This window comes from Hymenobacter monticola (assembly GCF_022811645.1).
GTDB classification, from domain to species: domain Bacteria; phylum Bacteroidota; class Bacteroidia; order Cytophagales; family Hymenobacteraceae; genus Hymenobacter; species Hymenobacter monticola.
Genome location: NZ_CP094534.1, coordinates 4598423 through 4621518 on the forward strand (window position 1 = coordinate 4598423; position 23096 = coordinate 4621518).

24 protein-coding genes and 1 tRNA gene are annotated in these 23096 nt (G+C 60.8%); 8 read left to right on the forward strand and 17 right to left on the reverse strand.

Annotated elements, in window-relative coordinates; genetic code table 11:
- Positions 1 to 152: 152 nt before the first annotated feature.
- The 4 genes from MTP16_RS19165 to groL all read left to right on the forward strand — a co-directional run bounded on the left by MTP16_RS19165 (position 153) and on the right by groL (position 4391).
- Positions 153 to 1694 (forward strand): hypothetical protein, encoded by a 1542-nt coding sequence (locus tag MTP16_RS19165; protein ID WP_243512912.1) that lies wholly within the window; start codon positions 153 to 155, stop codon positions 1692 to 1694.
- Positions 1695 to 1724: 30 nt separating this feature from the next.
- Positions 1725 to 2135: a preprotein translocase subunit SecG gene (gene secG, locus MTP16_RS19170; RefSeq protein ID WP_243512913.1), complete on the forward strand. Its 411-nt coding sequence runs from the start codon at positions 1725 to 1727 to the stop codon at positions 2133 to 2135.
- Positions 2136 to 2388: 253 nt separating this feature from the next.
- Positions 2389 to 2679: a co-chaperone GroES gene (gene groES, locus MTP16_RS19175; protein WP_068232777.1), complete on the forward strand. Its 291-nt coding sequence runs from the start codon at positions 2389 to 2391 to the stop codon at positions 2677 to 2679.
- A gap of 65 nt (positions 2680 to 2744) precedes the next feature.
- Positions 2745 to 4391, forward strand: a complete 1647-nt coding sequence (groL, locus tag MTP16_RS19180; RefSeq protein WP_243512914.1) for a chaperonin GroEL — start codon at positions 2745 to 2747, stop codon at positions 4389 to 4391.
- 259 nt (positions 4392 to 4650) lie between these two features.
- On the opposite strand, the gene MTP16_RS19185 is transcribed toward groL, so the two are convergent.
- The 3 genes from MTP16_RS19185 to MTP16_RS19195 all read right to left on the reverse strand — a co-directional run bounded on the left by MTP16_RS19185 (position 4651) and on the right by MTP16_RS19195 (position 7881).
- On the reverse strand, positions 4651 to 4917 hold the full coding sequence (locus MTP16_RS19185; protein WP_243512915.1) for a hypothetical protein: 267 nt from the start codon (positions 4915 to 4917) through the stop codon (positions 4651 to 4653).
- 70 nt (positions 4918 to 4987) lie between these two features.
- Positions 4988 to 6733, reverse strand: a complete 1746-nt coding sequence (locus MTP16_RS19190; RefSeq protein ID WP_243512916.1) for a peptide MFS transporter — start codon at positions 6731 to 6733, stop codon at positions 4988 to 4990.
- Between the two features lie 230 nt (positions 6734 to 6963).
- Complete coding sequence (locus MTP16_RS19195; protein WP_243512917.1) at positions 6964 to 7881, reverse strand: AraC family transcriptional regulator; 918 nt, start codon at positions 7879 to 7881, stop codon at positions 6964 to 6966.
- Between the two features lie 243 nt (positions 7882 to 8124).
- On the opposite strand from MTP16_RS19195, the gene pckA reads away from it, so the two are divergent.
- Complete coding sequence (gene pckA, locus MTP16_RS19200) at positions 8125 to 9759, forward strand: phosphoenolpyruvate carboxykinase (ATP) (protein ID WP_243512918.1); 1635 nt, start codon at positions 8125 to 8127, stop codon at positions 9757 to 9759.
- A gap of 133 nt (positions 9760 to 9892) precedes the next feature.
- On the opposite strand, the gene MTP16_RS19205 is transcribed toward pckA, so the two are convergent.
- Positions 9893 to 10912: an SDR family oxidoreductase gene (locus MTP16_RS19205; protein WP_243512919.1), complete on the reverse strand. Its 1020-nt coding sequence runs from the start codon at positions 10910 to 10912 to the stop codon at positions 9893 to 9895.
- A 117-nt stretch (positions 10913 to 11029) separates the two neighbouring features.
- Positions 11030 to 11455 (reverse strand): SPW repeat domain-containing protein, encoded by a 426-nt coding sequence (locus MTP16_RS19210; protein ID WP_243512920.1) that lies wholly within the window; start codon positions 11453 to 11455, stop codon positions 11030 to 11032.
- A gap of 122 nt (positions 11456 to 11577) precedes the next feature.
- On the opposite strand from MTP16_RS19210, the gene MTP16_RS19215 reads away from it, so the two are divergent.
- Positions 11578 to 12273, forward strand: coding sequence for a 16S rRNA (uracil(1498)-N(3))-methyltransferase (locus tag MTP16_RS19215; RefSeq protein WP_243512921.1), 696 nt, complete (start codon positions 11578 to 11580; stop codon positions 12271 to 12273).
- 32 nt (positions 12274 to 12305) lie between these two features.
- On the opposite strand, the gene MTP16_RS19220 is transcribed toward MTP16_RS19215, so the two are convergent.
- From MTP16_RS19220 to MTP16_RS19250, 7 genes are all read right to left on the reverse strand, one after another.
- The gene (locus MTP16_RS19220) at positions 12306 to 12734 is read right to left on the reverse strand and encodes a hypothetical protein (RefSeq protein WP_243512922.1); all 429 of its coding nucleotides are present in this window, start codon (positions 12732 to 12734) and stop codon (positions 12306 to 12308) included.
- An 11-nt stretch (positions 12735 to 12745) separates the two neighbouring features.
- On the reverse strand, positions 12746 to 14182 hold the full coding sequence (locus MTP16_RS19225) for an RtcB family protein (RefSeq protein ID WP_243512923.1): 1437 nt from the start codon (positions 14180 to 14182) through the stop codon (positions 12746 to 12748).
- An 87-nt stretch (positions 14183 to 14269) separates the two neighbouring features.
- Positions 14270 to 14980 carry a hypothetical protein gene (locus MTP16_RS19230; protein ID WP_243512924.1) on the reverse strand — a complete coding sequence of 237 codons (711 nt, stop codon included), beginning with the start codon at positions 14978 to 14980 and terminating at the stop codon, positions 14270 to 14272.
- Positions 14981 to 15040: 60 nt separating this feature from the next.
- On the reverse strand, positions 15041 to 15910 hold the full coding sequence (locus tag MTP16_RS19235; RefSeq protein WP_243512925.1) for a cation diffusion facilitator family transporter: 870 nt from the start codon (positions 15908 to 15910) through the stop codon (positions 15041 to 15043).
- Between the two features lie 72 nt (positions 15911 to 15982).
- On the reverse strand, positions 15983 to 16441 hold the full coding sequence (locus MTP16_RS19240) for a hypothetical protein (RefSeq protein ID WP_243512926.1): 459 nt from the start codon (positions 16439 to 16441) through the stop codon (positions 15983 to 15985).
- A gap of 24 nt (positions 16442 to 16465) precedes the next feature.
- A complete protein-coding gene (locus MTP16_RS19245; protein ID WP_243512927.1) occupies positions 16466 to 17200 on the reverse strand; it encodes a hypothetical protein in 735 nt (244 codons plus the stop codon).
- A 76-nt stretch (positions 17201 to 17276) separates the two neighbouring features.
- Entirely contained in the window at positions 17277 to 17888 is a 612-nt protein-coding gene (locus MTP16_RS19250; RefSeq protein WP_243512928.1) for a Crp/Fnr family transcriptional regulator, read from the reverse strand.
- 156 nt (positions 17889 to 18044) lie between these two features.
- Here MTP16_RS19250 and MTP16_RS19255 point away from each other — a divergent pair, with 156 nt between their 5' ends.
- Positions 18045 to 18707, forward strand: coding sequence for a DUF4159 domain-containing protein (locus tag MTP16_RS19255; protein WP_243512929.1), 663 nt, complete (start codon positions 18045 to 18047; stop codon positions 18705 to 18707).
- A gap of 15 nt (positions 18708 to 18722) precedes the next feature.
- Here MTP16_RS19255 and MTP16_RS19260 read toward each other — a convergent pair whose 3' ends face one another.
- The 5 genes from MTP16_RS19260 to MTP16_RS19280 form a co-directional block, all read right to left on the reverse strand.
- A complete protein-coding gene (locus tag MTP16_RS19260) occupies positions 18723 to 19022 on the reverse strand; it encodes a hypothetical protein (protein WP_243512930.1) in 300 nt (99 codons plus the stop codon).
- Between the two features lie 38 nt (positions 19023 to 19060).
- Positions 19061 to 19633: a 1-acyl-sn-glycerol-3-phosphate acyltransferase gene (locus MTP16_RS19265; RefSeq protein ID WP_243512932.1), complete on the reverse strand. Its 573-nt coding sequence runs from the start codon at positions 19631 to 19633 to the stop codon at positions 19061 to 19063.
- A gap of 130 nt (positions 19634 to 19763) precedes the next feature.
- Complete coding sequence (locus MTP16_RS19270; protein ID WP_243512934.1) at positions 19764 to 20561, reverse strand: patatin-like phospholipase family protein; 798 nt, start codon at positions 20559 to 20561, stop codon at positions 19764 to 19766.
- A gap of 115 nt (positions 20562 to 20676) precedes the next feature.
- Positions 20677 to 21525 (reverse strand): MBL fold metallo-hydrolase, encoded by an 849-nt coding sequence (locus tag MTP16_RS19275; RefSeq protein WP_243512935.1) that lies wholly within the window; start codon positions 21523 to 21525, stop codon positions 20677 to 20679.
- Between the two features lie 96 nt (positions 21526 to 21621).
- Positions 21622 to 22569 (reverse strand): acetyl-CoA carboxylase carboxyltransferase subunit alpha, encoded by a 948-nt coding sequence (locus MTP16_RS19280; protein WP_243512937.1) that lies wholly within the window; start codon positions 22567 to 22569, stop codon positions 21622 to 21624.
- A 307-nt stretch (positions 22570 to 22876) separates the two neighbouring features.
- On the opposite strand from MTP16_RS19280, the gene MTP16_RS19285 reads away from it, so the two are divergent.
- Positions 22877 to 22950, forward strand: a tRNA-Asp gene (locus MTP16_RS19285).
- Positions 22951 to 23096: the final 146 nt, after the last annotated feature.

A 23096-nucleotide genomic window follows, 5' to 3' on the forward strand; every position in this document is an offset into this window, starting at 1 on the left:
GGCAGTTGGCAGCAAAAGAAACCTGCGGGTATTTGCGTAAATTGACGTAATGTTGCGGCCCCATTCTTCTGTCGTGCCAGCAGAATTTGAGAATGGGCCTGCTTTTTAACGCTTTTTAAGCTCCGCTTTCGCTCGTGACCCGCGCCACGCTTTTGCAAGTTCTTGCCCGCCCCACGGCCCTCGGCCCGGCGGAAGTGCGCGAGTTGGAGCAGTTGGCCCAGGCCTTCCCCTACTGCCAAACGGCCCACTTGCTGCTAGCCAAGGCGGCCCACGACCACGGCACCATGCTGGCCGGCCAGCGCCTGCGCCGCGCCGCAACTTATGCGGCCGACCGCGCCCTGCTGCGCCGCCTCATTGAGGAAGTAGAGCCGGCAGTTTTGGCTGTTGAACCTGCGCCGGAAGCCGCATCCGAAGAAACCGTAACCGCGCCAGAGCCGGTGCTTTTGCCAGTCGCTGCGGTCTCGGCAGAGCCGGAATTACCGGCAGAAGCGCAGTTGCCCGTCGCAGCTGCTGCGGCCGTTGCCGCACCGGCTGCAATAGAAATAGCCACTTCGCCTCCCCTCATCATCGAGCCGGAAGTCGTTGTACTTGCTCCCGAAGTGGCGCCTGCCACGGCCCCTGAGCCCGTTGCACCGGCTCCACCTGCGGAGGCGCCGGTTGCAGCCCCCGATACAGCCCCTGAACCCGCAGTAGCAGAAGCTGCACCGGAACCAGAAGTGGCGGTATCTGGGGCTGCACCAGTAGCAGAACTACCGGTTGCTCCTATTGCCGAAATAGCATCAGAGCCTGAAATAACGGCTGCTGCCGAAGAGCCAGCCGCTGCTGAAGTTGCAGCGCCAGCTGTCGATGCTGAACTCCCGCCGGCACTTGTCGACCAGGAAGGGGTTGCTATTGCCCCCGCTACGTCGCAGCCGGAACTATTGCCCGAACCGCCACCGGAGGCGGCCCCCGAAGAAGAACCCGACCTGCCCGCCCAGGCCCCAGCCATCCGGCCGCCAGTTGAAGCCGGCGAAGCGCGCTTCGAGTTCGGTCTTTCCGAACCGCCGCCGCCCCCGCCTGCCTATGAGCTGCCCGGACTGGTGGATGAGTGGGCGGCGGCGGCCGTCACCCTTAGCTTGGCTGGCCCCGAGCCCGCGGCCGATTTTCTGGCAGTAGCCACTGCTGCAGCCCCCGCGCAGCCGGCCCTCACCCCGGCTGCCTTCACGGGCGACGAGGTCGTCGGCTACGGCTTGGGCGAAAGCAGCCGCCTGGGCTTTTCCATGCAGCTTCTGAACCTGCTGGCCGACAAGGCCGCGCAGGACGACGCCGCAACGCGACCGGCCGAGCCCCCTGCCGCGCCGCTGCCGCCCGTTGGCGCCTTCTTCGAGCCCGACCCCTTGTTGCTCGACCACTGGGCCACGCACCGCCCGCTGCCCCCGGCGCTGCCCTCTTCGCTCGACCTCATTAACAACTTCCTCAAGCGGCAGCCGCGCCTCACCCGGCCCGGCATGTTGCCGCCCGCGCCCGGCGGCCAAACCGACTTGAGCGCGCGCAGCACCCGGGCCGAACCCGACTTGGTTTCCGAAAATCTGGCCCGCATTTTCGTGCGGCAGGGCAAAACCGCCCGAGCCATTGAGATTTATGAGAAGCTAATGTTGAAACAGCCGGAAAAAATGGCGTACTTTGCGGCCCAAATACAATCTTTGCAACCTTAGGCGTAAGCCGTCTTTCTCTTCTTTGATTCCATGTATATCGCCCTTGTCGTTCTGATTCTTGTTGTGTGCTTCCTGCTGGCCCTCGTGGTGCTGGCCCAAAACCCCAAGGGCGGTGGCATTTCCAGCCAGTTCAGCGCCGGCGGCGCGGCCAGCATGATGGGCGTGAAGCGCACCGGTGATTTGCTGGAGAAACTGACCTGGGGCTTCGCCATCGGCTTGGTGGTCCTGTCGCTGGGCACGCACATGCTCACCGGCACCACGGCCGGCCCCGTGCGCAGCGTGAACCAGCAGCGCGCGCTCGAAACCAAGCTGCCGGCCCCGGCTCCCGCACCTAGCGCGCCCGCTCCTGGCGGTGCAGCCGCTCCCGCTGGCGACGCTAGCACGGCGCCCACCACGGCTCCGGCTACGCCGGCCGATGCTCCGGCCACTCCTGCCAAATAAATTCCCTGGCGCTTCGAGCGCCCCTGAGCTTAAGAGCCGGTGTTTCTTCGCGAAACACCGGCTTTTTTATTGGCGGCCGTAGAATCCTACCAAATATTGGCAACATTGCTTCTGCGTGGCGGTTTGCTTGCGGCGCTCTGCCACGCCCGGTCTAAAATCTGTCTATTTTGTCAGGTTTGGCGGGCTGGCACGGGAAGTGAGGCAGGGCCCGGCACAACCAATTTCCACTTAACTCAACCCCAACACACCCAAAATGGCACTTAGCATGAAACCGCTGGCCGACCGCGTCATTGTACGCGCCGCCGCCGCCGAGGAGAAAACCAAATCCGGCATCATCATCCCCGATACGGCCAAGGAAAAGCCCCAGCGTGGCGAAGTAGTGGCCGTGGGCGAAGGCAAAACCGCCGACAGCGGCTCGCTCATCAAGCCGCAGGTGGCCGTGGGCGACCAGGTGCTCTACGGCAAGTACGCCGGCACCGAAATCACCGTGGATGGCGAGGACCTGCTCATCATGCGCGAGTCGGACATTTTCGCCGTGCTCTAAGCCGCTGGCTGAGCTTCTCGGAAAGTCCTTATTAACTCATTCCTTCATTCCCTCATTACCCAGAAATGGCTAAGAACATCCAATTCGACACCGAAGGCCGCGCCCGTTTGCAGGCCGGTGTGAACAAACTGGCGAACGCCGTGAAAGTGACCCTCGGCCCGAAAGGCCGCAACGTCATCATCGACAAGAAATTCGGCGCGCCCTCCATCACCAAGGACGGCGTGACCGTGGCCAAGGAAATTGAGCTGCGCGACCCCATCGAGAACATGGGCGCCCAGCTCGTGAAGGAAGTGGCCTCGAAAACGGCCGACCAGGCCGGCGACGGCACCACCACTGCTACCGTACTGGCCCAAGCCATCTACACCGCCGGCTCGAAGAACGTGGCCGCCGGTGCCAACCCCATGGACCTGAAGCGCGGCATCGATAAGGCAGTAATTGCCGTGGTGGCCAACCTGAAGTCGCAGTCGAAGAAGATTGAAAACTCGTCGGAAATCGCCCAGGTGGGTGCCATTTCGGCCAACAACGACATGGAAATCGGCAAAATGATTGCCGATGCCATGGACAAAGTGGGTAAAGAAGGCGTCATCACGGTGGAAGAAGCCCGTGGCACCGAAACCGAAGTAAAAACGGTGGAAGGCATGCAGTTCGACCGCGGCTACCTCTCCCCCTACTTCGTAACCAACCCCGAGAAAATGGAGGTTGAGTTCGACAACCCTTATGTACTCATCTACGACAAGAAGGTGAGCACCATGAAGGAGCTGCTGCCCGTGCTTGAGCAGGTACTCCAGACCGGCAAGCCCCTCGTCATCATCTCGGAAGATGTGGACGGTGAGGCCCTCGCTACCCTCGTGGTGAACAAGCTGCGCGGTTCACTGAAAATTGCCGCCGTGAAAGCTCCCGGCTTCGGCGACCGCCGCAAGGCCATGCTGGAAGACATCGCCACCCTCACGGGCGGTACCGTTATCAGCGAAGAGCAGGGCTACAAGCTCGAAAACGCGACGTTGGAGTACCTCGGCACCGCTGAGAAAATCATCATCGACAAGGACAACACCACCATCGTAAACGGCAAGGGCTCGAAAGACGCCATCAGCGGCCGCGTGGCCCAGATTAAGGCCCAGATGGAAACCACCACGTCGGACTACGACAAGGAGAAACTGCAGGAGCGCCTCGCCAAACTGAGCGGCGGCGTGGCCATTCTCTACATCGGTGCCAGCACGGAAGTGGAAATGAAAGAGAAGAAAGACCGGGTGGACGACGCCCTGCACGCCACCCGCGCCGCCGTTGAGGAAGGTGTGGTGCCCGGCGGTGGTGTGGCCCTGGTACGCGCCCTCGATGCCCTGGAAGCCGTTGATACCCTCAACAGCGACGAGCGTACGGGCGTGAACATCATCCGCACGGCCCTGGAGGCTCCCCTGCGTACCATCGTGGCCAACGCCGGTGGCGAAGGCTCGGTAGTAGTGCAGAAGGTGCGCGACGGCCAAGGCGACTATGGCTACAACGCCCGCGAGGACCGTTACGAAAACCTGGTGGCCGCTGGCATCATCGACCCCACCAAGGTGACGCGTCTGGCCCTCGAAAACGCTGCTTCCATCGCCGGCCTGCTGCTGACGACCGAAGCCGTGATTTCGGACGAGCCCGAGCCCAAAGAAGCTGGCCATAGCCATGGCGATGGTGGCATGGGCGGTATGGGTGGCATGGGCGGCATGATGTAATCGACCGCAGATTATAATGGATTTGACTGATTACGCAGATTCACTGTAGCTCAAGAGAAAGCCCCGTTGGCAATGCCGGCGGGGCTTTTTTGTGAGCATGTGAGAAGCAATAATCGGATTTTCTGGTCCGACCGCTCTGGGCGGTCCGACCGGTTGAAGAGCGAACAAGCCGTTGGCACGGCAACCGGTCGGACCGCCCAGAGCGGTCGGACCGGCATACGCGAGTTGCGCACGGCACAGTTGCTTGATTTTCATTCAGCTATTCTGCTGGCTTATCAATGTTAATTTTCACAAATGCCAGTCCCGCAATGAAGGCAACAGCTGTCCCCAAGCCTATCCAGTTGTAGTGAAGCGCCTGACATAAATTGCGGCCATCCACTACTGAAATGCAGTTATTATCCTTCCTCTCATATTTTAGGCTGACCATCGTATTCGCAATCCCCAGCCCACAAAACAGAAACACGAGCGCAGCCAGCGCCTGCAGGAAACGATGAAGCTTAAGCGGCATGATAAACTTGGTAAGCATGGCCTAAGATAAAGAAAAAGCCCCCGCCGCACGATGCGCCAGGGGCTTTTCTCTTAGCAACAGGCTGAACTTAGGCAGCCGTCACCGGCTCCTCCATCATGGTGAAGAGGCGCTTGTAGATGACAAACAGGATGAGCGAAGCCACGGCCGACAGGCCCACGAAAATCATGAAGAAGTCGTAGAGGCTTGTGATTTGGAAGCCCAGGAAGGTGGGCCATTTGGAGGCCAGCTCCAGCGAGGCCAGCTTGGCGCTTACGTCGGCCGTGAGCTGCGTGGCGCCGTTGAGGATGCCGGGCAGGTTGATGCCTTCCTTGGTGGCTTTGGCAAACTCGGCCGGGCCGGGAGGATACAGGCCCGAGAGCACGCCGGCCAGCTTGTTGCCGGCGGCGGTGGCCAGGAACCACACGGCCATCAGCAGCGAGGCGAAGCGGGCGGGCGAGAGCTTGTTCACCAGCGCCAGGCCGATGGGCGACAAACACAGCTCGGCGAAGGTGTGCATGAGGTACATGGTGATGAGCCAGAACATGCTCACCTTGGTGTTGGCGTCCACACCTTTCACGCCGAAGGCGATGATGAGGTAACCCAGGGCCATAAGCATCAGGCTAATGGCCATTTTGAGCGGCGACGAGGGTTCCATGCGGCGCTTGCCCAGCCAGGTCCACAGCACGGCGAACACGGGAGCGAAAACGATAATGAACAGCGCGTTGGCACTCTGGAAATACGAGGCCGGCACCACCGTGGAGCCCAGGGTGCGGTCGGTCTGCTCGTCGGCAAAGAAGGTGAGCGAGGCGCCGGCCTGCTCGAACGTGCCCCAGAAGAAAATCACGAAGAAGCTAAGGATGAAAATAACGTAGATTTTCTGCTTTTCGCGGGCCGTGAGCGAGGGGTCGGTCAGGATGGTGACGGGGGCCACAATCATGGCCGAAAACACCAGCGCACCAATCCAGTCGCGGTTCATGAGCCAGGCAACGGCCGCGTACACCACCACAAAGAGGCCGATGAGCATGGGCAGCTTGCTGGCAAAGCTCTTGGCGGGCGCGGCCGGGGCGGCGATGCTTTCGGCGCGCACGGGGCCGTCGGTTTGGACCGGCACCACGGGTGAGGCTTCCACATTGCGCTCGGGCTTGGCGCCCAGGGGAGCACCTTCGGCCGTGACGACGTATTTGGCTTTCAGCAACTCGAACGTGAGGCTGCCCACCAGCATACCGATGCCGGCGGCCAGAAAGCCCCACTTGAAATCGCTGGGGTTGCCGGTGTCGCCCAGCGTGCCGCAGACCAGGGGCGAGAAAAACGCGCCCAGGTTGATGCCCATGTAGAAAATGGTGTAGGCCGCGTCGATGCGCGAGTCACCCTTGGGGTAGAGCGAGCCCACCATCGAAGAGATATTTGGCTTGAAGAAACCATTGCCGAAAATGAGCAGGCCCAGACCCAGGAAGAACAGCAGCAGCTGCGCAGAGGGCACGGCCGTTTGGCCGGCGCTGTACATCGAGGCCGAGAAAAACAGGGCAAACTGCCCAGCCGCCATCATCAGGCCACCCACCAGAATGCTGCGCCGGTTGCCCCAGTAGCGGTCGGCCATGTAGCCGCCCAGCAGCGGGGTAAGGTACACGAGCGAGGTGTAGTTGCCGTAGATGAGCGAGGACATTTCCTTGTTCATCAGCAAGGCCTTGAGCATGTACAGCGACAGCAGGGCGCGCATGCCGTAGTAGCTGAACCGCTCCCACATTTCGGTGGCGAACAGGACGTATAGTCCTTTGGGGTGGCTCGTGGATGCCGCAGCGCGTGGTTGCTCGGTTTGAGCAGAAACAGTTTGCATAAGGGAAGCTAGGGTGAGAAATGAGACGTAAATGCGATGCAAAGTGGCCCGGTATCGGCTTGGTGCAGTGCGGGCACGGTAAATCTAGGAAAGTTTCGGCATTGTGCAGGTTTTGCGCAATTTCAGCAGATGCGCCGTCTGTCATCCTGAGCGTAGCGAAGGACCTTCTCACGCTTGCAGTAATCGAACCCCTGCTAGCCGTCCATCGGTAATAAAGTCCTTTGCTACACTTAGGATGACAGTTCCGCCTTCCCTGTTTTGCCGACTGTATCACTGCGGTACGCCTTGGCCCGGTAGGCCCCCGGCGCCAGCCCGGTTTGCTTGCGGAAGAAGCGAGTGAAATAGCCGGGGTCAACGAATTGGAGCTCGTAGGCGATTTCGGCCACTGAGAGCGAGGTATATAATAGGTAGTTGTGGGCCTTGCGAATGGTGTGGGCCTGCACAATCTGCTGGGCGGTTTTGCCCTTCACGGCCTGGCAGATGCGGTTGAGGTGCACCGGCGTAATCTTCAGCTCCTGAGCAAAATCGGCTATTTTCTTCTCAAACGGAGCCGTTTTTTCGATGGCTTTCTGGAATTCGCGGAAGTAGTGCAGGGCGCGGTTGGGGCTTTCCTCCTTGCGGCGGTTGTGGTGCAACAGGCGAAATATCTTCACAAACAGCAACTTAAAATAGCCGTTGATGGCCAACTGCTTGCCGGGCAGCTCCGAATAAATTTCCTCGTGCAGGCGCTGCTCCAGCTCGGCTAGGTCGGCAAAGCTGACTTCGGCGTTGAAATCGGAGAGGATGTGCACCGTGTTCAGCTCCACCAGCACGCCGGGCGTGGCTTGCAGGATGGTATCGAGCAAGGCCTCGGAGAGCGTGAGGGTGCGGCCCTTCACCTGCGGGCTGAAGGTGAAGCCGTGCACGGTATTGGCCGGAATGATGACCAGGCAGGGCGTACGCAGCTCCACTAATTCGGTGGCCTCGAAGGCAGCGCGGCCCGATTCGAGGAAGAAAAGCTGGAACAGGTTTTCGTGCAGGTGCGGCTTGAGGCCCCAATCGGTGAGCCGCGGCCGGGGCACAATGAGCTGGCTTTGCAGGTAATCGTGCGAAATCTGGGCGCGGTGGTCGCCGTAGATTCCGTTGTAGCGGGCAATATCGGTGCGCATGGACAAATGAGCGAAAGACCGGGACAAAGCAAACCTAAAGATAAGCAAGCGTTTTATTCTTCCTACTCTGGCGGCTTGTCAGGCAGCATATTTCCAGCTACAGGCACAAATCAAGCATAGTCGGTTTGATTTGTCCTGCTAAAAAAACAAATTGTTTCACTGGTAACGATTGCGGCGCCCGTACCTTTGTGAAAGAAGTCAAGAGAGAATTCCCACCCAACACTTTCCAACGCTTTCCGGGCCATGCAACAAGACGCACAGTTTGCCGCCGACCTCCACAATCGTTTGCAGCCGTTGGGCTTCAACGAAACGGCTACCGTTCACCTCAACCTCACCCCTGCCGCGCTGGTAGAACATGCCCTGCGCAACGGCGAGGGCCACCTCACCGACACCGGCGCGCTGATGGCCGACACCGGCAAGTTCACCGGCCGCTCGCCCAAAGACCGGTTTGTGGTAAAGGACGAAAACACCGAAAACAGCGTGTGGTGGGGCGACATCAACATCCCCTTCGCCCCTGACAAATTCGACCAGCTGCACCAGAAAATGGTGGCCTACCTGGCCGATAAGGAGCTGTATGTGCGCGAAGCCTACGCCGGCGCCAACCCCGACTACCAGCTTAAGCTGCGCGTGGTGAACGAGCAAGCCTGGCATAACCTGTTTTGCTATAACATGTTCCTGCGCCCCGAAGAAGGCGCTGACACCTCCTGGACGCCTGATTTCAGCATCATCTGCGCCCCCGGTTTCGAGGCCGACCCGGCCGTGGACGGCACCCGCCAGCCCAACTTCGCCATCATCAACTTCACCAAGAAGATGATTCTGATTGGCGGCACGGGCTACGCCGGCGAGATGAAAAAAGGCATCTTCGGCGTGCTGAACTACCTGCTGCCCCACGAGCACAACACGCTGAGCATGCACTGCTCGGCCAACGTGGGCAAGGGTGGCGACACGGCCATCTTCTTCGGCCTGTCGGGCACCGGCAAAACCACTCTTTCGGCCGACCCGAACCGCGGCCTCATCGGCGACGACGAGCACGGCTGGACGCCCGACGAAGGCATCTTCAACTTCGAAGGCGGCTGCTACGCTAAGGTGATTGACTTGAGCAAGGAGAAGGAGCCCGAGATTTACGACGCCATCCGCTTCGGCTCCATCGTGGAGAACACGCGCTTCGTGCCCAGCACCCATACCGTGGATTACGCCAACAAGTCGGTGACCGAAAACACGCGTACAGCCTACCCCATCAACTTCATCCCGAATGCCATTGAGCCCGGCGTGGCCGATGCCCCGAAGAACATTTTCTTCCTCACGGCCGATGCCTTTGGCGTGATTCCGCCCATCAGCAAGCTCGATAAGTCGCACGCCATGTACCTGTTCATGTCGGGCTACACGGCCAAGGTGGCCGGCACCGAAATGGGCGTGACCGAGCCGCAGACCACGTTCTCGGCCTGCTTCGGCGCGGTGTTCCTGCCGCTGCACCCCACCAAGTATGCCGAGATGCTGGGCCAGAAGATGGATGAGAACCCCGACATCAACGTGTGGCTCATCAACACCGGCTGGACCGGCGGCAGCTACGGCACCGGCTCGCGCATGAAGCTGCCTTACACCCGCGCCATGATTACGGCCGCGCTGAACGGCCAACTCGACGACGTGAAGTTCACCAAGCACCCCGTATTCGGCATGATGGTGCCCGGTGCCGTGCCCGGCGTGCCCTCCGAAATTCTGGACCCGCGCAACACCTGGGCCGACAAAGAGGCCTACGACAAAACCGCTTCGGACCTGGCCGACAAGTTTGTCGCCAACTTCAAGAAGTACGCCGAGTACGCCAACGAGGAAATCCTGGCCGGCGCGCCCAAAGTGGCAGCCGCCGCGGTGGTAGCCTAAAGTTACCCAGTAGTTCACTCACCAAAAAGCCCCGCCGGTTGCAGCCGGCGGGGCTTTTGCTGTTTCGAGCAGACGCTTATTTTGTAATTAAATCGAAGGAAGCAAAAACCTCTCGCTATCGCTGCTTCCTAAGCTACTTTTTGCGACTGGGCCGCCCCAGCCACGCGGCTAGCGCCACACCCGCGCCGGCCAGCAGCGCCGTGCGCAGGGCCGGGCTGCCGGTAGTTACCGCTTCGGTGTAGAAGCTGGTTTCGCGGGTGTAGCCGGGGTAGTTGCCGCGCTCCTTGAGGGAGCCGGCGGGGCGGTCGAGGCCGTTGTGGCCCAGCGGACGCGGAGGCTCGCTGCTGTGCTCCTGCTTGAGGAAGGCCTTTTCCATGTACTGGTCGAACAAGGTGGGCGTCCAGCGCTGCATGCCGATAAAGGCGCGGCCCCCGCCGCCCACCACAATGGCGCGCTCCGACGTGACGGCCGCGTGCAAAATGGCGCGGGCCACGGTATCGGGGGCATAGGCGGGCGGACCGTGTTTGGCCTCGCGGTTCATGTAGTTTTTTGCGTGCACCGTGTAAGGCGTGTCGATGGACGAGGGCTGGATGAGCGTGACGGAAACTGGAGCGCCATCCATTTCCAGCTCCATGCGCAGGCCGTCGGTGAAGCCTTTCACGGCGTGCTTGCTGGCCGAGTAGATGGTTTGCAGAATGGCCGTGACGTCGGACAGAATGCTGCCCACGTTGATGATGGCGCCGCCCTTGCTTTTCAGGTGCTGGGCAGCTTCCATTGAGCCATAGACCAAGCCCCAGAAATTGGTTTCGAATAGCTTGCGCATGTCCTCCACGGGCACCTTTTCCAACTTGCCGTAGATGGAAACACCCGCATTATTCACCCAGGTATCGTAGCCGCCGAAGGCTTCCTGCGCGGCTTGGGCAATGCGTTGCACGTCGGTTTGCTGGCTCACGTCGGCCACTACGTAGATGGCTTGGCCGCCGGCCTGGTCGATTTCTTCGCAAAGCAGGCGCAGGGATACTTCGCTGCGCGAGGCCAGCACCAGCCGGGCACCTTCTTTGGCTGCCATGCGGGCCGTAACGAGGCCGATGCCCGACGAGGCACCGGTGATGACCATGACCTGGTCTTTGAGTTTTTTGAGGTTGACTTTCATGAAATGATGGTTGGAAGGATTTAATAATGAGCAAGGCCGCAGTTGAGGCGCATATCGGCTTCCCGTTGTGGAATAAGGGCGCGGGGCTCACTGCACACCTGACCGGATTACCCGGCTTTACACTTCTGCAAGTGGAGGAAGCGGATTATTCTCTGGGGCATCGGCTACGGAAGGCAGCTCCCGGGCCGGGCCAAACAGGCCCGAGAGCAAGCTCGCACCCACGCTGATGGCCCCAAAGACGAGGAACGTGTTGCGGGCCCGGCGGCGGCGGGCAAAGCCGGCGAGCCAGGGCATGGCCATGGTGCCCAGGCCGGCCGCAAAGTCCAGGGTCAGGTGGGCTTTATAGGGCATGAGTTTCCACACGCCCCACTCGGCGCGGGTGAGCAGCGTGGACGCCAGCACGCCGCCGCTCACGATGCGGGCGAGGCGGGCCGGGGTTTTGTGGTGCGCGAAACCAAACAGGGCCGGTGCGGCGGCCACGGCCGGCACGTAGAGGTAGTCGGCCACCCCGTGCAGGGGGCGGGGAATGACGGGCGTATGCATAAGGCGGGAACGAGGAAATGTGGAGCTACTCCCTACGCCCTCCGGGGGCCGGCCGTTATGGTTCAGCTTACCTCTCAAGAATGAAAAACGCCTTTCCGCCGCGCCTGCCGTTCTTTGCACTTATGCATACCTTCTTCGCCCCCGACCTCGCCGGCCCCACCCATACTCTGCCCGAAGACGAAAGCAAGCACGCCATCCGCGTGCTGCGCCTGAGTCTGGGCGACGCGGTGGAGCTGCTGGACGGGCGCGGCGGCCGCTACCAGGCCGCCGTGGCCGATGCCAACCCCAAGCGCTGCCAGCTGCGCATCACCCAGCACGAAACCGTAGCGCCCCGCCCCTACTTTACCCACGTGGCCGTGGCCCCCACCAAAAACCTCGACCGCATGGAGTGGTTCGTGGAAAAGGCGGTGGAAGTGGGCGTCGAGCGCATCAGCTTCCTGCGCTGCGCCCGCTCCGAGCGCCGCGAGCTGAAGCTGGAGCGGCTGGAGAAAATTGCCATCAGCGCCCTCAAGCAGAGCGGCCAGGCTTGGCTGCCGCAGCTGGATGAGTTGCAGGATTTCACCGCTTTCGTGACCGGCGTAACGCCCGAAACTACTTTCATCGCGCATCTGGAAGAAGGCGAGCGCACCGCCCTGACGCAAGTGGCCGGCGCGGGGCCGGGCTGTTGCGTGCTTATCGGGCCGGAAGGCGATTTCACGCCGCAGGAAATCGAACTAGCGCTGAGCAAAGGCATTCGGCCGGTGACGCTGGGCGCCTCCCGGCTGCGCACCGAAACGGCGGCGCTGGCGGCGGTTTTTACGGCGCATCTGGGGCGCTGAAAATCATGGATGAAACTTCGCAAAACCCACGCTTACCACTTTCTGCTTTTTATCACCTCCGTCAGTTTTTTGATTCTGACAAAATCTACTGCTGGCCAATTGTTGCCGTAATCAGTAGTCACAAAACTTTTTAAAGCCTTGTAAATAGGTTTCACCAACGATTCAAACGTGCCCGTTACACTGAATTCCATCTCGGATTTCAATCCGTAACGCTTGCTCGCAAGGATTGTCAGGGTAATTAAGTCGGCCTTGGGTTCAAAATAAAATTGATACCATGCTGGCTCCAAATGCCAGTTAACTTCTGCACTATCGCCATGCGCTACATTGATGAGCGCACTGCACAATTCATCCAGTGGATTTACGGGTACATCTGAAACATCAAGCTGAAGGTGATAATCTTCTGCCTGAAAGTCTACAGGTAACCAGCCATGCGCTGGCCGTCCAAATGTCAGCTGAACCATTATCCTAGCCTTTATTCGACTGTCAGCGCCGACCCATCGGCCTGCTCATCCGCGGCCGCCGCTGCTTCCGCCGCCTTTTTGGCCAGCTTCTTTTTGCGCCAGGGGGCGTCCTGCTCCCAGTCGCCGGCCATTATGCAGCCATAAGGGAGGATTTCGTCGATGACGGTGGCCAGGTTGAAATCGGCGATTTGCTGCTTCACGTCCTCGGCGTTTTTGTAGGCGCTGGGCAGTTCGGAAATGTCGATGCGGTTGAAGAAAAAGCGGGCGTCGATGCCTTGCGTTTCTTCGGCAAATAATTGCTCGTCGGTTTTGCCGGCTTTGCTGTATTTGTGGCGGGTGCGGCTCAGGTTGCGGCCGGCGCCGTGCGGAGCGAAGCCCAGGTTGTTGGCCGTGGTGCCGCCTTCCACAATCAGGATGGGCTGGGCCATGTTGAGCGGAATGATGCGCGGGCCGGTGATGTCGGGCAGGAACTTGGGGTCGAGCGGCGTGGCGCCCTTGGCGTGGTAATACACGTCGCCGTCGCGGAACACGAAGTTGTGCTCGTTCCAGTAGCGCTGCTGCACAGCAGCTTCCAGCTTCTCCGCAATGGCGTCGTGCAACACCAAGTGGTTTTGCTTGGTCCACTTGCGCACGGTTTGCAGGGCGGCCCAGTAGTTTTCGCCTTCGGGCGTGTTGGTGGGAATCCAGGCGTTAGCTGGGTCGGTATCGGGCGATATGTCGCGGCGGAAAAACTCGGCCACCTTCATGCCGTGGCCGTAGAGCACGGCGCCCACGCCGCGCGAGCCGTGGTGCGTCACCAGCACGGTGTCGCCGGTAGCGGCCGACACGCCCACGTAAAGGAAGTGGTTGCCGTCGCCCTGCGTGCCCAGGTGCTCACGGGCCATTTTCAGGCTGCGCTCTGAGTTCAAAAATGGGTTGGCCCGCATCTCGGCCTCAATATCGGCGGGCAGGGCAAACTGGTGTTCGACCTCGCGCCCGCCGGGACCGAAGTGCGTGATTTGCTGGGCCGTGTCGAGCACTGTTTTCGGGTCGGTTTTGCCCAGGTTGGTCAGCATCACGGAGCAGCAGATATCAGCCGAGTGCATACCGGGATGGATGGCCCCGCGCGCGGCCACCACGCCACCCACCGGAATGGTGCCCAGCGGCCCGGCCGGGCAAGCATCGGGCATGATGGCCCCGCTTACCACCGTGGGCGTGCGCATGAGCCGCGCCATCGACTGCTTCACGTAGTCGATGTTGGCCTGCTCCACGGCCGTGTCGGCGCGGATGTTTTCGTGGTACGGCACCGGCTCGGGCAGCAGCGGCAATTCCGGCGCGGGCTTCACGGTGTCGAGGTAGGCGTGCAGGGCCTCGCCTTCCAGTGCGTTAGCGTTGATGTGCTCCAGCGCATCTTTAAACCATTTGCCGGGCTTCAGGCCCAGTTCCAGCAAGTCTTTGCCCGTTACCATGTGATGGGTGGTTGAGGTATAATACTAAGCGAATGCATTTTAGCTATTCTGATGCCGAAGCTGCACCGGCTGCGGCGGTCCGACCAGCTACTCAGCGGCGGGCTCGAAGTAGGAAAGGTAAGATTCCTGGTCGAACTCGCGATAATAGAACAGCTCGAACGCCATGTGCGACAGCAGGCGAATAATATCGCCGATATCGGCATCAGTCGCCAAGGGGCGGAACGAAATGAGTTTGTCGCCCTGGTCGTAGCGGCGGAAGCCTAGCCGCTGAAGCACCCGTCGCCTTTTCTTGGTCAGGTGGTAGCGCTCCCGGAGCCGCCTGGCTTCGGGCAGGGTGATGATGAGCGTGCGGCGGGCTAGCCGGAAGGTGCAGTACAAGCCCATCGCCCGGCTGAAGGTCAACGTGAAGCCTGTAATCCGGCTTTCCAGCAGCTTACGCAGGGCCTCGGCTACGGCCGTGGTTTGAGGGCGGGGCAGGTGGGCCTGAACTTCCCATTGGGCTAGCTTTTTCCGCTCATCGGCTATCCAGGCGACGTAGTAGTCGCGCCCACGGGCGCGCTCCTGCTGGCTAAATTTTTCCAACGACTCAATGTGCCGAACGGTGTGTTCCTTTTCATCGTGCCGGTTATCGCGCAGGTTGTACAGCGTCTGCAACTGCGTGTTCACTAAAAACAGCCCTTTCGCGAAACGGTGCGCCATGCCGTAATCGAACTCTTCCACGCACTCATTTAGCTGCGCGGTTAGCAGCTGGCGTTCGGCTTCGTAGTGGGAAATGAGCTGGTGCAGCTTTCGACGCATGGCGCGACTTCTTCCGGAATAGATGAGCCGGCAAGCTACAGCAACGGCTCGTTCTGGTCCTTACTCCTGCGGCTCCACGTGAATGAGGATGTTGCCCAACTGCGGCAGCTTCGCGCGCAGCGTGTTTTGCAAGTGGTGTGCGATGTCGTGGCCCTGGCGCACGCTGATGTCGCCGCTCACGTTGGCGTGCAGGTCGACGTGGTACTGCATGCCGGCTTTGCGGATGAAGCATTTTTCGGTGCCGAGCACGCCCTGCACCTGCTGGGCCACGGCGCGGATTTCAGCCACTAGGTCGTCGTACACGTGCTCATCCAGGATTTCGCCCAGCGCGGGGCGGAAAATCAGGTAGCTGTTGTAGAGGATGAAGCCGGCGGCAAACAGCGCCGCCCAATCGTCGGCCGCCTCGTAGCCCTTGCCCAGCACCAGCGCGATGGAAATGCCGATGAAGGCCGCTATGGACGTCACGGCGTCGCTGCGGTGGTGCCAGGCATCGGCTTTGAGCGAGGACGAGTTGGTTTCCACGGCCTTTTTCATCACCGTGCGGAAGGAAATTTCCTTCCACACAATGATGCCGGCCAGCACGGCCAGCGTCCAGGCGCGGGGCAGCGCGTGGGGCGTGCCGATGTTCTGAATACTCTCGTAGCCGATGATGGTGGCCGAAGTGATGAGGAAGCCCACCACCAGAAACGTCACCAGCGGTTCGATGCGGCCGTGGCCGTAGGGATGGTTGGCGTCGGCCGGCCGGTTGGCGTACTTCAGCCCCAGCAGCACCAGCCCCGACGCAAAGATGTCGGCCGTCGATTCAATGGCATCGGCCACCAGCGCGTATGAATTGCCGAAAATGCCGGCCGCGCCCTTCAGCAAAGCAAGGCTGATGTTGCCCGCAATGCTGAAATAAGTGGCTTTGATGGCAGTTTCTTCCTTGGTCATGGGGCTAGAGAGCCAAAAGGGTCGCGATAATGCACGGCGCCCAAGTGCTGAGAAAGGCCGGTAGCGGCCGTTCTATTTCAGATAGTAGGCCCGCAGCAACTCCATGGCCTCCTTCGGATTGGCGGCGCACTCGCGGCAGAACGTGCCGACGCCATTCACGGGCCCCTCGTACTTCCAGGCAAACGTTTTGGGAGCATCAGTGCCCGCGTCGGCCACTTTGAGCTGGGTGCCGCTGGGAATGATGGTGAACAGGCGGTCGTCGGCCAGCCGCACGGCGAAGCTGGCGCCGTTGGTTTTGCCCGTTTGGGGCAGGTAGTTGCCCCTGAATTCGTTGCGGTCTTTGCCGCGGACGTAATAAATATCGGCCCGCTTACCGTCCTTCACCCAAAAGCTCAACTCCTCATACTGCTCCGTGCCGGGCTTGCCGGCCGAGTAGGAGGCTACTTTGGTCTGGGCTTGCGCCACGGGCGCGGCCAGCAAAGCCAAGGCCATTGCCGCCGTGGGCGCAAAAAGGTTCGGGAGCGTAGTCATGAGCGAATGCGTAAGTGGTCAGGCTCACCTTACTAAATCGGGCCGCGAAAAGTTGCTGCGCCGCTGTGCTGCCTCTGCCACGCCCCTTCGGGCACCCCACAGCCGCCGGATGGCCGCCAGGTGCGCCAGCAGCACCAGCGGCACCACCACGGCCGGCAGCAGGTTGAACGGGAAATATAGGATGGCCACGTTGGGCTGCTCGAAGGCGAGCTTTTGAAAAAGCGTGGGCGCCGCCAGCATGGCAGTAGCCACGATGTTGACCAACAAGCCCAGGGCAATGAAATTCCAGGTCAGCAGCCAGCCGGAGCTCAACGTCTTCCGCTTAAATGCCAGGTAGTAAACCACGGGCGCGCTCAAGCCAGACAGCACGTCCCAGTTGCGTCCGGCAAAGGTCATGAGCTCCGGCACCGCGTGGTGCACATACAGCCCGTACAGCACCAACTCAACCGGGATGCGCACCACGTGCAGCAGCGTCAGAGTGGGCAGATGAAGGCCGTTGAGGTACTGCTGGCCGCGCGCCGTGCCCCAGAGCAGCGCCATCAACAACACAGGCGGCGCCACCAGGGCCAGCGGGCGCGGCGGCAACGTGTTGGTGACGGTGTAGAAACCGCTCAGCGCCACGCCGGCCTGCAGCCCCAGCCACGCCAGCAGCACGGCCAGCGTGCGCCCCGAATAATGAGCGGCCCGGTAGAAAATGGCAACCGATAGTAGGGTAATCAGGCCGAAGCCAATGGCGAGGGCGGCGGGCACGTGTTCCATGGCGCAAAGCAGTTGGTGATGACGCTGCAAAGGAACCCGAGCTGTCGGCCAAACCTGCTTGTCAAATGGCAGGAAATCATTCCTTGCCGACGCCCTTCGCACCGGCCCGAATTCGGCTGAGCGAAGTGTCTGTCACCCCCAAATAAGTGGCGATGTGCTTCACCGGAGCATGCTGCAGCACCTCGGGCGAATTTCTGAGCAGCTGCTCGTAGCGCTCGGTGGCCGTGGCGGTTATCATGTCCAGCATCCGGTTTTTCAGGGCCGCAAAGCCCTGCACGAGCACTGACCGCCCAAACTCCCGAAACTCGGGACGGGCGTGAAACAAGGCGTTGAGCTGGGCAAACGGGACCACCCAACCCGCGCAATCGGTCAGGGCCTGAATGTTTTCCTGGGAAGGTATACGGTTGAAAAACGACGACACCTCCAGCACCGTTTGCCCGCTGGGGTAAAAAGCGGTGGTGACTTCATTGCCCGCCGGGTTGTGGGCAAAGGCCCGCAGTAAGCCCCTATCAAGGAAAAAATAGTCGTCGCATACCTTGCCTTCGCGCAACAGGAACTCGTGCTTAGACAGGAACTTTGGGCTGAATTGACCGGCAATTTCCAAGGCCTGCGCCGCGTTGATGTGGCCCCGGCTTTGCAGGAACAGGACGAGTTTTTCTGGCGGCAGGTGCTTAGCAGGCGAGGGCATGGGCTAAAAATAGCACCGGGCTTGGCAATCGTGGCTCGTCGGCTGGGCCGCAACCAGCGCCGCCGGTGCGCCGTCATTCCGACACTGGGCGGGCTGAACTTTCCCATTCGGCCGTTACTTTATACCGCTGTCGGGTTGTCCCCGACGCCGATTCCCATGCTCAAACACCTGCTGCTTTCCGCCGCGCTCCTTTTCTCGCTCACGGCCGCCGGCCCCAACTACAGCTTCCGCATCGCCAAGCTGCACTACGGCGGCGGGGGCGACTGGTACGCCAACAAAACCTCGCTGCCCAACCTCATCAGCTTCTGCAACCAGGCGCTGAAAACCAACATCGCGCCCGACGAAGCCACCGTGGAGCTCGACGCGCCCGAGCTCCTCACCTACCCCTTCGTGCACATGACCGGGCACGGCAACGTGAGCTTCACGGCCACTGAGGCTAAAAACCTGCGCCAGTACCTCATCGGCGGCGGCTTCCTGCACATCGACGATAACTACGGCCTCGACAAGTTCATCCGGCCCGAGATGAAGAAAGTGTTTCCCGAACTGGAATTTGTGGAGCTGCCCTATTCGCACCCCATCTACCACCAGAAATACCAGTTTCCTAAGGGATTGCCCAAGGTGCACGAGCACGAGGGCAAGCGCGCCCAGGGCTTCGGCCTGATTTACAAAGGCCGCCTGGTGTGCTTCTACAGCTTCGAGTGCGACCTAGGTAACGGCTGGGAAGATGTGGGCACCTATCCCGAAGACTCCCCCGCTACCCACGAAGCCGCCCTGCGCATGGGCGCCAACCTAGTAGCCTACGCCCTTACGCAGGATTAAGGCCCGGTCGTCGCTTCAGGGTTGCGTGGTTTTGCGGCGGCCCAAGCCGCCCCAGGGCCGCTGCCACCAAGTGGGCACCGGCGCTTCGGGCACCACAGCGGGCCGCGACTCCTGCGGCGTGGCTGCATTTTGCGCCTGCATGAGCAGCATCTTGGTGTAAAAAGCATTGTCGGAAAGCACGGGAGCATCACCGCCAGGGCGCGGAGGCCTCTCCTGCCGCTCGCGGGCCGCGGTTACTCGCGCCTTGTGCCACCACCACGCCACCAGGGCAGCGAGGCCCAGGAAAATCAACAGCAGGGTTTTGAGCTTTTCCATAGGCTTGGTCTACGGCACCGAATCAAACAAGGCGAAGCCTAGCGCACACCTTTTTCGGGAAAGCGACCCGTGACCTGACGGTAGAAAGCTTTGATTTTGGCTTCATCGGCTTCGTAGTCGCCGGTGGGCCACACGGCCTCGCCAATGCCGGCTTCTTTCTTGGCGTAGTCGAGGTAGCCCAGCCGGATGGGCACACCGGCTCCCAGCGCGGCAAAATAGTAGCCCTTGCGCCAGCGGGGCTGGTAGGCGCGGGTGCCCTCCGGGGTGATGAGTATAACCAGTTCTTCGTGTTCGTTGAAGAGCTTCACCATGCCGTCCACGAGGCTATTGTTGCGGCTGCGGTCCACGGCAAGGCCGCCGATGGCTTTCACCAGCCAGCCTAGTGCCCAGTGCTCGGTCCACTCCTTTTTCACGGTGAAGCGCACGGGCACGCCCATGAGGTAGAACGCGGCCCGGGCAATGATGATGTCCCAGTTGCTGGTGTGCGGCGCAGCAATCATCATGCTCTTCTTAATGTCGGGGTTGTGAATCTCGCCCAGGTGCCAGCCTGCTACTTTGAACACGAGCGTGGCCATGGCGTGCCAGAAGGGGGATTTTTCGCGGGGGGTCATGCGGGGCAGGGCAACAGGAAGTAAACAGCGCGGTGGCGCCAGAAAAATAATTCGGCCACCACGGGCGGCATTTCAACTGCAAAGATGCGCGGCTGGCTTTAATGCGGCGCCGGGTGCCGTTCCAACCGGCCTACAGCAAAGCCGCCAGGGCATCGGCCTGGGCCAGGGTGTAGCGGTAGCCGATGTCAAACAGTTCAGCGCCGCTCTTGTAGCTCAGGGGGCGGTAGTGGCGCAGGTCGGGCGGCTCCAGCAGCAGGTCGCACTGGGCTTTGCGGCTGGTGGTGTTGGCGTTGATGGCCAGGTGCAGGGTGCGCTCGATGAGCCGGCGGAAAGTGGGAATGCGCGCTTCGGAGTTGACGGGGTTGCAATTGACGCCCACCACGCGCAGGCCGGCGTGGCCCAGCAGCGGCTCCACGGGCAGGTTGTTGAGCAGGCCGCCGTCCACCAGTTGCCGGCCCTGGTACTCCACCGGCCGGTACACAATGGGCACCGCCGACGAGGCTAGCAGCGGCGGCAGCAATGGCCCGGAGTCGAAATAAACCGACTCGCCCGCCATCAAATCGGTAGCCACCAGGCTAACCGGCAGGCGCAAATCCTCAAAGTGGACCGTGCTGCCCAGGTGGCGGGCCAGCAGCTGGGCCACGGCGTCGAGGTGCAGCAGGCCGTGCCGGCTGAAGGCCGGCCGCGTCAGACGTATCACGTTGGTTTCCTGCAGCAGCCGTAGTATTTCTCGCGGCGCAAACCCGGCCGCGTAAAACACACAGGCAATGCCCCCCGAGCTGACGCCCGACAACCGCGCCACTGGCACCTGCAGCTCCTCCAGAGCTGCCAGCACGCCCAAATGCGCAATGCCCCGCGCGCCCCCGCCCGATAAAGCCAAGCCTAATTGGTGGGTTGGTGGGTTGGTGGGCTGGTGGGTTGTCTGCACGGCTACGAAATGGCGGATGGGCGAAGGGGCAGGTTAGTTTCGCCTTGTACGGGCTTTTCCTGCAATCCACCAATTTGCCCACTCTTCAACCCACTAGGTCCACCACGCTGCCCACTTACAAATCCGCCAGGCGCAGGGTTTCGGCCAGGCGTACCCCTTTGTCGGTGTGCTGCACGGTGCAGGCTTCGTGCACGGGGTCGTGTTCGAGCACCAGCACCCAGTTTTCCTCGGCGGCGCGGCGCAGCACGGCTTCCTTCTCGGTCATCGTCACGAGCGGACGCATGTCGTAGCTCATCACGTAGGGCAGTGGTACGTGGCCCGTGCTGGGGAGCAAATCGGCCATGAACGCCAGCGTACGGCCTTTGTATTCCAGTAGCGGCACCATCATTTTCTCGGTGTGCCCGTCGGCCATGATGATTTCACGCAACTGCGGCAGCGCGTCGGGCACGCCGCCATTCAGGCCCACGAAGTTTAAGTGCCCGCTTTCCTGAATCGGCAGAATGTTTTCCTTCAGAAAGCTGGCTTTTTCGCGCGGGTTGGGCACCACGGCCCAGTCCCAGTGCGCTTCGTTGCTCCAATACCTCGCGTTCGGAAAAGCCAGCTGCAACACCCCATCGGGCCGGCGCTGCACCGAGCCGCCGCAGTGGTCGAAGTGCAGGTGGGTGAGGAAAACATCCGTAATATCAGCGCTGGTAAAGCCCAGCTTGCGCAGCGACTTTTCCAGCGTATCCTCGCCGTGCAGGTAAAAATGCCCCCGAAACTTCTCGTCCTGCTTATCACCAATGCCGTTGTCGATGAGCAGCAGCCGGCCGCCGTCTTCCACCAGTAGGCAACGCATGGCCCAGGTACACATGTTATTGGCATCGGCCGGGTTCAGCTTCTGCCACATACTTTTGGGCACCACGCCAAACATGGCGCCGCCGTCGAGCTTAAAAAGGCCGGTATCGAGGGGGTGAATGGTCATTATTCAGGTTATGAGGGTGGGATGGAACGGGGGTATGAGCGACAATTATACATCAGTTGTCTAACTCCTGCCCCCATACCCTCCCGCCCGTACGCCCTACTCTACTACCACGCCCATGGCCGAAAACTTGTCGATGCGCTGCGAAATCCGCTCTTCGGCCGGCACCGCGGCCAGTTCCTTCAGCGTCTTCAGCAGCGTGGCTTTCAAGGTTTCAATCATGCGCCCGGGGTCAGTGTGGGCACCGCCCAGGGGCTCTTTGACGATGCCGTCCACAAGGCCCGCTTTCTGCATATCGGTGGCCGTGAGCTTGAGTGCCTCGGCGGCCTGCTCCTTGTAATCCCACGAGCGCCACAGAATGCTGCTGCACGACTCCGGCGAAATCACCGAGTACCACGTGTTTTCCAGCATCAGCACCCGGTCGCCGATGGCAATGCCCAAGGCCCCACCGCTCGCGCCTTCCCCGATGATGACGCACACCACCGGCACCTTCAGCATAAACATCTCCTTGAGGTTGCGGGCAATGGCCTCGCCTTGCCCCCGCTCCTCGGCCTCCAGGCCCGGAAACGCGCCGGGCGTGTCAATGAGTGTCACCACCGGCACGTTGAATTTTTCGGCCAACTTCATCAGGCGCAAGGCCTTGCGGTAGCCCTCGGGGTTGGGCATGCCGAAGTTGCGGAATTGGCGCTGCTTGGTGTTGTGCCCCTTCTGCTGACCAATAAACATCACCGTTTGGCCGTCAATCTCGCCGAAGCCGCCCACCATGGCCTTATCGTCGCCCACGGTGCGGTCGCCGTGCAGTTCCACGAACTTCTCGGCCATGCCCTCTATGTAGTCCAGGGTATAAGGCCGCTCCGGGTGGCGCGAGAGCTGCACGCGTTGCCAGCGGGTGAGGTTGGCATACGTTTCTTTTTTGAGCTGCTTGATGCGTTTTTCCAACGCGGCCACGGCTTCCCCAACTTCCACGTCGCTGTCGGCGGCGAGTTTCTGCATTTCGAGAAGCTTGCCTTCGAGGGCAGCAATGGGTTGTTCAAAGTCGAGGAGCATGGAGCGACGAATGGCTGAGCAAAAAGAATGTGTCGGAAGGCAAAAATAACGCGCTTTCGCGGGCCGAACGGTATTTGCCCCCGTTACACCGGCCCTCAAATATCGGTTGTGAGGCCGCCGGCAAAGGTAAATCACCTGCCGACGCAATAGTGACTAAAAAATAATCAGGCTGATAAACAACCCTCAAGCACCAAAACGAGCCTAATTCCGGAAAAATAATGGCCCCATCCTTGCGGGCGGTCAATTTCTTGCTCTACCTTTGCAGCACCAAAACGGAAAAGCATACGGCTTCTCCACCAAGGCAAACGGTTTGGTAGTTCAGTTGGTTAGAATGCCGCCCTGTCACGGCGGAGGTCGCGGGTTCGAGTCCCGTCCAGACCGCTACCGTTTGTAACGAAAACCCCTAAAAGTCGCTCCCCTGGTAACAGAAGCGGTTTTTAGGGGTTTTTTGCTTTTGGACGATTTAGCATTTATCTCCCTCTTTGGCTGGATTTGGCTCCCAATTGCGCTCCCAATTGCACCCCAAA